The sequence below is a fragment of the Erwinia sp. SLM-02 genome, assembly GCF_037450285.1.
Classification (GTDB): domain Bacteria; phylum Pseudomonadota; class Gammaproteobacteria; order Enterobacterales; family Enterobacteriaceae; genus Erwinia.
Genome location: NZ_JAQISN010000001.1, coordinates 1,063,644 through 1,075,721, shown reverse-complemented (window position 1 = coordinate 1,075,721; position 12,078 = coordinate 1,063,644). Strand labels below are relative to the sequence as shown.

Sequence of the window (12,078 nt, the reverse complement as noted above, 5' to 3'; positions counted from 1 at the left end):
GTGACGGCGCTAATCGGCGGAAATCACCGCATTTTGCTGCATCCTTCAGCAAACGAGCGCGTTTTAAGTAAAAGGGTTTTGACATCTACCCGAGGGGCCATTACTATTCGCCCCGTTCACACGATTCCTCTGTAGTTCAGTCGGTAGAACGGCGGACTGTTAATCCGTATGTCACTGGTTCGAGTCCAGTCAGAGGAGCCATATTTAAAGAAGCCCGCTTAGGAAACTAAGCGGGCTTTTTGCTGTTCGTGCCTGCCCACTGCACCCTGTTTCTGCCACCGGACTTAGCCTGATAGAGGGCGACATCTGCCCGCTTAAGTACCTCTTTAACGGATTCCTGCTCCTTTTTAAGGCACGCGCCAATACTCACGGTAAAGCGAATATTGTCGGCAATCACCAGTGTTCGGGTACAGGATAACAGCTGCCCGGCGATCTGTTGGGCGGCGATAATATCGGTCGTGTTGACGATCACCGCAAACTCCTCTCCACCGATCCGGCAGGCAAGAATATTGTCGTCGTAGAAGCTGCTTAACATTTTTCCAAAGCCCCTAAGAACGTCATCTCCGCGATCGTGGCCGAAGCTGTCATTGATCTTTTTAAAGAAGTCGATGTCTATCAGGAAGACAAAAAGCGCGTCATCAGTTAACTCCCGCAGAGTCGTCATAAAGTAGCGTCGGTTAGGTAATGAGGTGAGTTCATCGCGGAAGGAATCGATGCTGGCATTGGCATATTTATCATTGAGATAGCGCACAATATAAAAAACACCCAATGTTACGCTGAGCATACCGACAAGCTGGGTTACATCTTCAATGTAGTAGCCAACCCACAGCGGCTGCCGGACGATTTCGTCCATCACGTCAAACGCAGCAGAGACAATCCAGATAATCAACCCAGTGTTTATCAACAGGCGCAGGCGCGGCTTCATCAGTAAACGGTTAAAACTCCACAGAATAACGTTAAGAGCCAGTAGCTGGAGGCCGTCAAATACCCAGCCGGCGTGATCTATCCACCCCTCTCCTCTCTGTTTCATCGGGAAGCACATCAGATGCAGCAGCATCACCATCAGACACAGTAATGCCGACAGCATCACCGGGATATAGCGGATTTTGCGCGATTCGTTTCGGTTAAAAAGTCCGTTCTCATATTTCACGAAGGGCATACTCACCTCTGATACAGACTTAAATTAAAATGATTCTCCCGCAGATGCCCTTTTACCGGCCCCCTCACTTTACACAGGGGGAGCGGTGAAAGCGATATACCGTTTTTCCACTTCGGATTTCATTTCAGGTGGCTGATTGCGATGAATAATGAGAACGGCAACAGAAGGATGCGGCGCAGGTTCCATAACCTCTCTATTTGCTGCGCAGTAAAAAAAGTATCAGCGCTATCAGGCAGGCCAGCATCTGAATACTGCCAAGCAATATCACGGCGGGGAAGTTCAACACAGAACCAAGCCAGGTGACGATCGCTGCCGTCGTCATCGTCAGGAAACCCAGCAACGCAGACGCCAGACCGGCCTGTTTCCCGAAAGGCCCCATCGTGATGGCCGTTCCTAAAGGGTTAGCCAGCCCCATCCCCCAAAGGTACAAAACCATCGAAAAACTGTACCAGCCCAGACCCGGACGTTCTGGCGCAATCAACAGCAGGCTACCGCCAAGTAACGCGGTCAGGATGCCCCCGGAGGCCACAATGTGTGTGCCGTAACGGTGCGCAAGGCGCGGGGCGGCCATACCGGCGGCAAAGACCACAAAAACGGTGGCAGCAAAATACAGCCCGGCCTGCAATGATGTCAGCCCTATCCCGTTCATCAGAATCGCCGGGGCGGCAGCAAATGAGGCAAACAAACCGCTCATTATCAGGCTTACCGACAGAGCGGGAAGGATAAAGCGCCCGTTCCCGATAAGCCTGGCGTACGCGACGACCACGCCAGGAATTGAAAGCGCGGTACGCCGTTCAGCGGGATGCGTTTCGCCCAGCGCACTGGCATAAAAAACGGCAACCGCGAAAGCGGCCAGCCCTACCAGGCTGAAGATAGCCCGCCAGCCCAATGTTGTAGCCAACACACTCCCTATTAAAGGCGAAAAACCGGGGGCCGCCGCGGTGGCTATCATCGTCAGTGACAGCGCGCGTGCCAGGGTTTCGCCTTCATAAAGATCGCGTGCAATCGTACGGGCCAGCACTGCGGCAGCGCAAACGCCCATTGCCTGGATTACACGCCCGGCGATCAGCGTTGTCAGCGAGTCAGCAAGCCCCGCCACCACGGTACCCACAATAAAAATTGAGAGCCCGCCCAAAACCAGTTTTTTACGCCCATAGCAATCGGCCAGCGGCCCCACCACCAGCTGTACCAGGGCGAAAGTGATAAAAAAACTGGAGAGGGTAAGGCCCAACTCCCGTGAAGATACCCCCAACTGCTCCCCGATTTGCGGAAATGCCGGCAGAATAATGTTTGTCGACAGTATGCCAATAGCTGAAAGCCCCGCCAGTAAAGCGATGATCTTTCCCGTTAAACGCGGGCTGTCATCGGGCCGGAGGCGCACGCGGTTTTCTGCGAAAAGGTCACGCACCTTCATGGCAAAATCTCCTCGATAACGCTTGGCTGTTTGACATCAGGCTTTGGTGCATCAGGCCGTATCCTGAACCAGATAGCATACATCGCGGGCAGAAAAACCAGCGTGATAATGGTGCCGCCAAACGTTCCGCCAATCAGGGTATAGGCCAGCGTGCCCCAGAATACCGAATGCGTGAGCGGTATAAACGCCAGGATGGCGGCCATTGCGGTGAGCAAAACCGGTCTGGCCCGCTGCACCGTTGCTTCCACCACCGCATGGAATGGCGGCAGCCCTTCCTGTTCGTTGTGATGGATCTGTCCTATCAGGATCAGGGTATTACGCATCAGGATGCCCGACAGCGCGATTAAGCCGACCAGCGCATTGATGCCAAACGGCTGGTTAAAGAGCAGCAGCGTTGGCACCACCCCAATCAGCCCCAGCGGCGCGGTGAGGAAGACCATCACCATCGCCGACATTGACCGCACCTGCAGGATAATAATCAACAGCGTTATGGCAATCATGACAGGGAAGAGCGGTGCCATCGCCTGGGTGGCTTTCCCGGACTCCTCGATAGAACCCGCCTGCTCGATACGGTATCCGGCCGGGAGCGCATCAATAACCGGCTGTAAGGCTTTGGTCATTGCCGTGGAGACATCCGGCGGCTGCAGGTTTTCGGCAATATCTCCGCGCACGGTGAGGGTTGGCGTACGATCGCGACGGCGCAGAACAGGATCTTCCATGTGTACCTCAACCTCCCCGATCTGCGACAGCGGAATGCGCTGGCCGGAAGAACCCACTAAGCTAAAGCCGGCGATTTTTTCCGGATCTAGCCGGATATCTCCTGCCGCTCGCCCCATCACCTGCACCGAACGGATATCTTCACGCACCGAGGTGATCGGAACCCCTGAAAGCAGGAACTGAAGCTGCTGCGCGACCGCATTCGATGTCAGCCCCACCGCCTGAAGACGGTCCTGATTGAGCATGAAATGCAGCGCCGGTACACGCGGCCCCCAGTCGGTGTTGACGGTCCTCATCATCGGGCTGGCCTGCATCACCTTTTCGACCTTGTCTGCAATTTCGCGCAGTTTATCAGGATCCGGCCCCATCACCCGATAGGCCACCGGATAAGGAGAATACGGGCCGAACACCAGTTGGGTCACACGCAGGCGCGCCTCCGGTGCCAGGCCGCTGGCCGCTGCCTCACGCAGTCTGAACTTGAGCGCCTCGCGCGCTTCCTGGCTGTCAGTCAGCACGACAATTTTCGCAAACGACGGGTCAGGCAGCTCGGGCGCCATAGCAAGATAGAAACGCGGTGAACCCTGCCCGATGTAGGACGTGACGATTTTTGCCTCTTTCTGCTTTCTCAGCCAGGCTTCGATTTTCGCTGTGGCGGCGTTGGTCTGCTCGATCGCGGTACCATAAGGCATCTGCACTTCAATCAGAACTTCCGGGCGGTCGGAGGTCGGGAAAAATTGTTTTTTCACCAGCCCCATGCCGAGTATTGCGACCGTAAAAACGGCAATAACGGTACCGGCGACTATCCATTTGCGCGCGATGACGCGGGTCAGTAAACGGCGAAAACGGTTGTAATGACGGGTGTCGTAAATCGCCGCATGCCCGCCCTCCACCGTTTTGATTTTCGGCAGCATTTTCACGCCCAGATAAGGCGTAAACACCACCGCCACAATCCAGGAAGCAATCAGGGCAATACCGACAATCCAGAACATGTTGCTGGTGTATTCACCGGCAGTGGACTGAGCAAAACCATTGGGCATGAATCCAACGGCGGTGACCAACGTGCCTGCCAGCATCGGGGCCGCCGTGTGGCTCCAGGCATAGGCTGAGGCTTTGATGCGGTCGTAACCCTCTTCCATTTTGACCACCATCATCTCGATGGCGATGATGGCATCATCCACCAGCAACCCGAGAGCCAGGATCAGCGAGCCCAGGGTAATACGGTCAAAATTTTTGCCGGAAGCCTCCATCACTACAAAGACAATCGCCAGCGTCAGCGGCACTGCGGCGGCCACCACCACGCCCACCCGCCATCCCATACTGACGAAGCACACCACCATCACCACCAGCAAGGCGACGAAAAATTTGATCATGAACTCGTCAACGGCAGAGCTGATGTTGACTGACTGATCGGTGACCTTAGTCAGGGTCATGCCCAGCGGCATAGCCTCATTGATTTTGGCCGTTTCCGCATCCAGCGCCTTACCCAAATCCAGACCGTTCCATCCGTCGCGCATAACGATGCCCAGCAGCAGCGCCGGTTCATCCTGATTGCGGATCAGGAAGGTCGCAGGATCTTCGTAGCCCCGTTCAACGGTTGCCACGTCAGAAAGCTGCAAGGTTCTGCCCTGAACGACGATCGGCGTTTGAGGAATTTTTTGCAGTTTGTCAAAGGCACCATCGAGGCGGATCAAGACCTGCGGTCCCTGGGTGTCAATTGAACCAGCAGGTGTCAGTACGTTCTGGCCGTTGAGAGCGGAGAAAATATCCTGAGGGGAGATACCCAGCGTGGCCAGCCGGTCATGTGAGAACGAGACAAAAATGCGCTCGGCCTGTTCGCCAATGATATTGACCTTCTTGACTCCCGGTACATGCAGAATTTGCTGGCGCAACGATTCCGCATCGCGAACCAACCGACGCTGCGGCTCTCCTTTCGCCTTCAGGGCAAACACGGCAAAAGTGACGTCGGAAAACTCATCATTGACCATTGGTCCGATAACGCCGGTCGGCAGGTTTTTGGTCTCATCGCCGAGCTTCTTACGCGCCTGGTAGAATTCCTCCTGTACCTGCGAAGGCGGCGTGCTGTCCTGCAGTGACAGCATGGTATAAGCCAGACCGGGCCGCGTGTAAGTCTCACTCCGGTCATACCACTTCAGCTCCTGCAGACGCTTTTCAAGCGGTTCAGCCACCTGATCCTGCATCTCCTGCGCGGTGGCCCCCGGCCAGGCAGTAATAATGGTCATCTGCTTGACCGTAAAGGGGGGATCTTCAGCCCGTCCCAGTTCAAAAAACGAAAGAATACCGGCCACGGTAATCAGGATAATCAGGAACAGCGTGATTGAGCGCTCACGCACGGCGAGCGCTGAAAGATTGAATCGACCCCCGCTCATGGCTGACTCCCGGCGACGCTGGCATCGCTCTGTTCAGCGATGCGGACGACTTCATTCTCATGCAGCAGATGCGCCCCCAGAGCAACCACCCGATCACCCGGCTTTACGTTCCCGGTGACTCTCGCGCTATCGTCACCCAATCCCAGCACCTGAACCGGCTGCCAGGAGACTTTTACGGGCTTTCCCGAAATCGTCCAGACGCCCGGCCCTTTCCCCGGATCGTAGATTGCCGCCAGAGGTACCTGCACGATTTGGCCCGGTGATTTGTCTTCCGCAATATGCAGGGTGATGGTGGATCCCAGCGGTGCGTCTGCAAGCGCATCCTCCAGCACGTATCGCGCTTCGAAGGTACGGGTTAGCGGATCGGCAGCATCGGAAAGCAGGCGCAGTTTCGCCGGAAGCGCCCGTCTTTCGCCAGCGTACAATGTGGCAGAAGCCCCACTGCCCACTGCCGGGCGTAACGTCTCAGGCAACTGCACGATAGCCTCGCGCTGCCCGGCTCTGGCCAGGCGAATGACTGGCTGCCCGGCACTGACAACCTGGCCGGGTTCGGCCAGCGTGCCCATGACCACCCCGTCAGCATCAGCCAGCAGAACCGCATAGCCGGTTGCATTGTGTGCCACATTCGCCTGCGCCTGCGCAGCACTCAGCTCGGCTTTCGCCGTTTCTGCTGCGGCCTGCACCCGAACGTAGGCCGATGCAGAGATTGCGCCCGTTGCAACCAGGCTGCGATAGCGTGATTCGTCGTCAGCGGCCTGTCTTAAACGCGCTTTGGCCGCCGCAACCGTCTGCTGCTGAGCCTGTGCCTGCAGGTTGAGGTCAACGGGATCCAAACGCATTAACGGCTGACCGCGTTTCACATTCTGGCCGGTGTCGACCAGACGCTCCAGGATTTTCCCTTGAACTCTGAAGCCAAGATCGCTTTGCGTTCGTGCAACCACCACACCGGTGAATGCGCGGAAGTCATCGACAGCCGTCACCACGAAAGCAGACCTCACCAGAGGCGGCTGAGTGCGGGGATCGCTGGCAGCAGAAGGATCGCGACAGGCCGCAAGGGCGAGTGGCAACAGGCAAACAGCAAAGGTGGAAGGTTTAAGCCTGAGCATGGGTTCCCTTAATGAATAAACCGGTCGGAAACCGCATTCTCAGACTAGTGACTAATATTGTCAATAGTCACAAATCAGGGTGACAGGCTTCTCAGTATCAGTGAGGAGAGGATTGCAGCGGCTGACGATGCCGTTTCAAGATTATATTGCAGCTGAACCGGGCTGATATAGGGGCGCATAACCAGATAGATCGCATGTGCGGCCTCATCCAGCGGTGTTTTACGTTCGAATTCACCGGACTGTCGCCCTTCGAGGATAATTTGCTCGATGAGTTTTTTCAGCCGTTCTTCATGCTTCTCCGCCGAGGGCCATTTATCACGCGCAGCCACCGCCGCAATGTCATAAAGCTTACGGTCGTGAAAAAATAAATCGCTACCGGCTTCGGTCAATGCTCTGAATAAACGCCTCATCTTTTCGGCAGCCGAAGGTGCATCGGCGATCGCAGAATGGACAATATCCATGATCATGGCCAGGCGATTAGTGCAGATCACCTCGCCAATAGCCTGCTTGGAATCAAAAAACTTATAGATATAAGCTTTTGAAAAACCGATTGATTTAGCCAAATCTGAAACAGTGGTTTTCTCAAAACCAAAATGTCCAAAATGCTCGGTAGCCGCTTCGACGACCCGATCCCGGATGCTATGGTCCGATGGTCCCCGTGGGGTATGTTCGTTATTTTGTATAGTCATTTTCCCAGCTTAGCTCAGTGAGTCCTGATTAACAACGAGTGACCATATTGTAATTAAGTCACAAATCAGGATTAACTTGTTGAGTACTAACATAGTCTATCAATACTCTCACAATGAAGGATAACACCGCCTAACTAGCTGGTTTCGCCGTCTTGGGCCTGAACGGAAATGGTTATGAGAAATCTGCCAGCATAACGTCTGGTGCAACATGAACCAGCCGTCAGGCTGCAGAGGTTAACAACCAGACCACTTATCACGCACCTAACGCCGCCTGCACCGCCTGATAATCCCAGTAGTATTGCCCATCAACCTTATAGCACATGGCAACATGGGTACCGGCGTATTTTACTGCGTCCGGGCATTTGCTTTTATTGACGGACGCGGCGTTGTAAAGCACCACAATCTTCAATCCATCTTTAGCCGCTTTTTCGCACTCGTAGGTGATATAGCTACGATGATCCACTGCCCGCCCCCTGTTGCAATATCCCTCCCAGCTGTTGTAACTCGCGCAGTATCGACAACCGCCACTTCTGGCATCTTTGGTATTACTACCAACAATCAGTACGAATGTTTTTGACGCATTAAGCCGGGTAGCTAAAGAAGCCTTGATGCTGCAATTCAGGCTGCTGTCTCTGGCCTGGGTTAAACTATGCGCGTCGGTGAAAGACAAACTCCAGTAATTTTTATTATTCCATGTATGTAGCTGCTCAATGGCATCACGATCGCCATCCCATTCCCCGGCCAGATAGGTTTTTGTACGATAGATCATAAAAGCTCACTCCTCTGTTGTGTTGAGCATTATGTTAAAATTCGGGAAAGTGAAGCCGTGATAATAAAGAATCCGCTTCCCCCTATCCGCATGCTTGAAAATGAATTTAATAAATATGGCTTGGCTGATTATAGGGAAAAATTCATAACCCATTTTTAGATGACTGAAGATCGAAGAGATTAATTTTTTTGATTTTATCCTCATGGATAATAATAGTGAGCTTTGCAGGATAAGCAAATCGCATTTCACTGACACGGAATGTCCAGAGCATGATCTTCAGCAGCTCTTCATCGCTAATACCCCTGTGCTCCTTTATTCGGGTTATCCCGGAGCCGAAAATGGGTACGGAAACACTCTCCATGGCATAGACGCGATTAACGCGATCCCAGAAGTTAATCAAAAACGTCACGTATTCTGCCATTGTTAAACGCGCTTCATTATATTCACTGAAACGAGCAAATGCCGTCAGAAGATAATCTTGCCAGACACAAATGGTCCCCAACTGGTAACGCTGTTTTTTCCCGCTAAGTCGCTCTTCATTGACGCCAACTCTATCTTCCCGTTCAAAGTGATAGCTAGCGATATGTTCATCAAGTTCGGTCAGGGCGCGGTTAAGGTGTTTATTGATGAAAATGCCGTTCAGGCTGCGCCTGACAATGATCTTCTCATCGACCTGCGTATCAAAATACTCGTTGAACGCGATGGCTTTCAAACCCGGCTGGCTAAAAATATCGCCAGCCTTAATGGTCACCGTCGTTCCGTCAACGGTTAAATCGATGGAAGTTAATTTATTCGCCCAATACCATACCAATGCGTAAATGACTAGCAAAAGAAGGATACATACAATGCCAGCGAGCGTTTTATATTTATCGGGAATATCCCAAAACAGGACATACACGGTAATGGTACCGGTAATACCCGAGGCATATTTAAAAAAAACATCTCTGACTTTCTTATCAAACAGTTTAACCTTTAACATCTCTGCTCGCTCCCTGCGTTAAGATGTATAACGATACGCTCCTGAGTCAACCTTACCATTAACGGTAAACCCATTATCGTTAAGCGCGCGCACAATTAAATTCTTATTCAACGGAACATGAAGCGTAGGTACGGATGACATTGAATCTCTGAGTACAGGCAGTTTTCCCCACAGACTTTTCACAGACTGTTTAAGATTATTATTTTCCAGCAAGCTCTGCGCCGTATCATATTCTGGATAAATAACAATAACCGGCAGTCCCTGATCGTTTATACCATAGTCAATTTCTTCTACCAAAGCGCGGGAAGATTTGGTTTGCGAACTCAAAAAATGCACGATGTTTTTTGAATGTTTCAGTCGCTGATGCAGGCGGGACTTAAGCGTTTTTTCCCAATCGCTGCCATCCCTGACGTTGTAGGTTTTATCATGTGAATCAATAAACGGGAATGTTTTATCTTTCGCTTCCCACATACGGAGCATATTGTAATAAACAAAATCTTTTGTTGCATGTGCGCCTAAACTCCCTTCATTAAAAGGTTCTGCAACATAAAAAGCGCAATAGTTTCCATTTCTGTACGACATCCAGTACCTCAAGTCCTTAAATTAACAGCAACGTCATAGTGTAGATATTGGCACCACATTAAATCCATACGATAAATAATGAATTATATGGAAATATATTCCAGTAATGCCGTGAATAACATCGTGTTTTATAGCATTATTTCTAACAAGAATGACCGTGCGCCAAAACGACAAAACAGAACCACACGTGGGCCGATCATAATGCTCTCCACCAGCCGGGCCGCTACCTCTGGCACAGCCGCAAAAAAACCAGGTATAATCCCTGGTAACACTCAACGGATTCAGAAGCGAAAATGTCAAAACTCACCTTACAAGAGCAGATGCTCAAAGCTGGCTTAGTGAGCAGCAAAAAAATGGAAAAAGTGCAGAGAACGGCGAAGAAGTCACGAGTGCAGGCGCGTGAAGCCAGGGAAGCCGTGGAAGAGAATAAGAAAGCCCAGATCGAGCGTGACAGGCAGCTGAGCGAACAGCAGAAGCAGGCCGTGCTCTCTAAAGAGTACAAAGCGCAGGTGAAGCAGCTGATTGAGATGAACCGCATCACCCTCTCCAGGGGCGATATCGGTTTTAACTTCACCGACGGCACGTTGATCAAGAAAATTTTTGTTGATAAGACCACTCAGGCCCAGCTGATTAACGGCCGGCTGGCGATTGCCCGTCTGGGGGTGGATAACGTGGGTGAAAGCACCTACGCGATTATCCCTGCCGTGGTGGCCGATAAAATCGCCCAGCGCGATGCCGACAGCATTGTATTAAACAGCGCGCTGAGCCTGGAAGAGCAGGACGAGGACGATCCATACGCCGATTTCAAAGTGCCTGACGATCTGATGTGGTAATCCCGATCAAAACGGACTTTCACAGCGGGCCGCTACCGGCTCTCCGCTGACCGGATGGGTAAAATGCAGTTCGCTGGCGTGCAGCATTAGCCGTGCGGTCTGCCCGGTGCCGGGCAGCAGCAGACCGCCGTAAAGATCGCAGCCCAGAATCGGGTGGCCCAGCTGCTGGCAGTGAATACGCAGCTGGTGGGTTCGCCCGGTTTCCGGAATCAGGTCAACCCGCGTCAGCGGAAGCCTCGCCCCATCGGCTAACTGGCGCTCAAAGCGTTCCACCACCCGATAGCGTGAACGTGCGGGTTTGCCGCTGACGGCGCAGATCGACATAAGTGGAAACAGCGCCGGATCTTTCGCGATAGCCGCATCAATCACCCCTTCGTCCAGAGCCACATGCCCACAGAGTAACGCGCTGTACATTTTGCTCACCGACCGCTGGCTGAACTGCTGGCACAGTGCGGCATTAACGGCTTTGTTCCGGGCAACCACCATCAGCCCGGAAGTGCCAAAATCAAGGCGGTGAACCAGCGTACAGCCGGGAAAGATCTGCACCAGCCGGTGATGGACCGAATCAAGATTTTGCGGATTTTTGCCCGACAGGCTGAGCAGCCCGGCGGGTTTATTGATTAACACCAGATGCTCATCCTGATAGAGCGCCTCAATCCTGTCGTGGCAGGGTGGCGCTATAAAGGTATCGATAATCTCAGACATCAGGCAACCCGGTTGGAAAGTGGCTGCGGATGATACCCAATTTTAAGCCGGGTGACGAATCTGCTGCGCGCGTCATGCTGTTCGTGGCCCCTCTCCTGCTTATCCCTGGCACGGAAGAAATTTATCATCCAGACTTATCACCAAAGGCGTGGTTTGCGCGGGGATTGTGTTTTACACTGCGCGCTGCAAAAACCGAGTAGATAAACGATTAAGTAGGCGAGAATGGCGATGAACGGAACGATCACAACCTGGTTTAAAGACAAGGGTTTTGGATTTATCAAAGATGAAAACGGGGATAACCGTTATTTTCATGTGATTAAGGTCGCCAACCCTGATCTGATCAAGAAAGACGCGGCGGTGACCTTCGAACCGACCACCAATAACAAAGGGTTATCCGCCTACAGTGTGAAAGTCGCTCCGGAGAGCAAATACATCTTTATCGCCGGGGAGCGCCTCAAGCTCACCTCGATCAAATCTTATCTGGTTTACAGTGAAGAAGTGCCTGTCGAAACGCGCATTGATAAAGAACACGTAGTGCTGTCCGTGGGGGCGCTGATGAGCAGCATCAAGCCGAAAGCCACCGCAAATCCGGATGAAGTGCGCTCAATGAAGAAACTGGCGATCACCACTTTCCAGGGAACCACGCTCATCTTCTCCGAAGATGAAATTGACGTGGATGCCACGGTAAAACTGCTTAAGATCTGACCCGCCTGAGGCTCAACGCCAGGTCAGTCACAG

At 52.6% G+C, this 12,078-nt stretch carries 11 protein-coding genes and 1 tRNA gene; 3 read left to right on the top strand and 9 right to left on the bottom strand.

Annotated elements, in window-relative coordinates:
• Positions 1-125 precede the first annotated feature (125 nt).
• Positions 126-201: transfer RNA gene (locus PGH32_RS05005), tRNA-Asn, on the top strand.
• A 25-nt stretch (positions 202-226) separates the two neighbouring features.
• Here PGH32_RS05005 and PGH32_RS05000 read toward each other — a convergent pair.
• The 8 genes from PGH32_RS05000 to PGH32_RS04965 form a co-directional block, all read right to left on the bottom strand.
• Positions 227-1,063: a GGDEF domain-containing protein gene (locus PGH32_RS05000; protein ID WP_337893359.1), complete on the bottom strand. Its 837-nt coding sequence runs from the start codon at positions 1,061-1,063 to the stop codon at positions 227-229.
• A gap of 289 nt (positions 1,064-1,352) precedes the next feature.
• The gene (locus PGH32_RS04995; RefSeq protein ID WP_337893358.1) at positions 1,353-2,573 is read right to left on the bottom strand and encodes a multidrug effflux MFS transporter; all 1,221 of its coding nucleotides are present in this window, start codon (positions 2,571-2,573) and stop codon (positions 1,353-1,355) included.
• The gene (locus tag PGH32_RS04990; RefSeq protein ID WP_337893357.1) at positions 2,570-5,677 is read right to left on the bottom strand and encodes an efflux RND transporter permease subunit; all 3,108 of its coding nucleotides are present in this window, start codon (positions 5,675-5,677) and stop codon (positions 2,570-2,572) included. The genes PGH32_RS04995 and PGH32_RS04990 overlap by 4 nt, the downstream gene beginning before the upstream one ends.
• Positions 5,674-6,783 (bottom strand): efflux RND transporter periplasmic adaptor subunit, encoded by a 1,110-nt coding sequence (locus tag PGH32_RS04985; RefSeq protein WP_337893356.1) that lies wholly within the window; start codon positions 6,781-6,783, stop codon positions 5,674-5,676. The genes PGH32_RS04990 and PGH32_RS04985 overlap by 4 nt, the downstream gene beginning before the upstream one ends.
• A 74-nt stretch (positions 6,784-6,857) precedes the next feature.
• Positions 6,858-7,472 (bottom strand): TetR/AcrR family transcriptional regulator, encoded by a 615-nt coding sequence (locus PGH32_RS04980; RefSeq protein ID WP_337893355.1) that lies wholly within the window; start codon positions 7,470-7,472, stop codon positions 6,858-6,860.
• Between the two features lie 253 nt (positions 7,473-7,725).
• The gene (locus PGH32_RS04975) at positions 7,726-8,241 is read right to left on the bottom strand and encodes a TIR domain-containing protein (protein WP_337893354.1); all 516 of its coding nucleotides are present in this window, start codon (positions 8,239-8,241) and stop codon (positions 7,726-7,728) included.
• 142 nt (positions 8,242-8,383) lie between these two features.
• Complete coding sequence (locus PGH32_RS04970) at positions 8,384-9,220, bottom strand: macro domain-containing protein (RefSeq protein ID WP_337893353.1); 837 nt, start codon at positions 9,218-9,220, stop codon at positions 8,384-8,386.
• Positions 9,221-9,238: 18 nt separating this feature from the next.
• Positions 9,239-9,802, bottom strand: a complete 564-nt coding sequence (locus tag PGH32_RS04965) for a TIR domain-containing protein (protein WP_337893352.1) — start codon at positions 9,800-9,802, stop codon at positions 9,239-9,241.
• A gap of 293 nt (positions 9,803-10,095) precedes the next feature.
• Between PGH32_RS04965 and PGH32_RS04960 the strand changes: the two genes are divergently transcribed.
• Positions 10,096-10,635: a DUF2058 domain-containing protein gene (locus tag PGH32_RS04960; RefSeq protein ID WP_314425353.1), complete on the top strand. Its 540-nt coding sequence runs from the start codon at positions 10,096-10,098 to the stop codon at positions 10,633-10,635.
• Between the two features lie 6 nt (positions 10,636-10,641).
• On the opposite strand, the gene PGH32_RS04955 is transcribed toward PGH32_RS04960, so the two are convergent.
• Positions 10,642-11,340 (bottom strand): RluA family pseudouridine synthase, encoded by a 699-nt coding sequence (locus tag PGH32_RS04955; RefSeq protein ID WP_337893351.1) that lies wholly within the window; start codon positions 11,338-11,340, stop codon positions 10,642-10,644.
• 222 nt (positions 11,341-11,562) lie between these two features.
• Between PGH32_RS04955 and PGH32_RS04950 the strand changes: the two genes are divergently transcribed.
• On the top strand, positions 11,563-12,045 hold the full coding sequence (locus tag PGH32_RS04950) for a cold-shock protein (protein ID WP_314425358.1): 483 nt from the start codon (positions 11,563-11,565) through the stop codon (positions 12,043-12,045).
• Positions 12,046-12,078 lie beyond the last annotated feature (33 nt).

Coding starts and splice junctions, on each gene's coding strand:
- PGH32_RS05000 (WP_337893359.1), bottom strand. CDS start 1,063: ATGGTGATGCTGCTGCATCTGATGTGCTTCCCGATGAAACAGAGAGGA.
- PGH32_RS04995 (WP_337893358.1), bottom strand. CDS start 2,573: ATGAAGGTGCGTGACCTTTTCGCAGAAAACCGCGTGCGCCTCCGGCCC.
- PGH32_RS04990 (WP_337893357.1), bottom strand. CDS start 5,677: ATGAGCGGGGGTCGATTCAATCTTTCAGCGCTCGCCGTGCGTGAGCGC.
- PGH32_RS04985 (WP_337893356.1), bottom strand. CDS start 6,783: ATGCTCAGGCTTAAACCTTCCACCTTTGCTGTTTGCCTGTTGCCACTC.
- PGH32_RS04980 (WP_337893355.1), bottom strand. CDS start 7,472: ATGACTATACAAAATAACGAACATACCCCACGGGGACCATCGGACCAT.
- PGH32_RS04975 (WP_337893354.1), bottom strand. CDS start 8,241: ATGATCTATCGTACAAAAACCTATCTGGCCGGGGAATGGGATGGCGAT.
- PGH32_RS04970 (WP_337893353.1), bottom strand. CDS start 9,220: ATGTTAAAGGTTAAACTGTTTGATAAGAAAGTCAGAGATGTTTTTTTT.
- PGH32_RS04965 (WP_337893352.1), bottom strand. CDS start 9,802: ATGTCGTACAGAAATGGAAACTATTGCGCTTTTTATGTTGCAGAACCT.
- PGH32_RS04960 (WP_314425353.1), top strand. CDS start 10,096: ATGTCAAAACTCACCTTACAAGAGCAGATGCTCAAAGCTGGCTTAGTG.
- PGH32_RS04955 (WP_337893351.1), bottom strand. CDS start 11,340: ATGTCTGAGATTATCGATACCTTTATAGCGCCACCCTGCCACGACAGG.
- PGH32_RS04950 (WP_314425358.1), top strand. CDS start 11,563: ATGGCGATGAACGGAACGATCACAACCTGGTTTAAAGACAAGGGTTTT.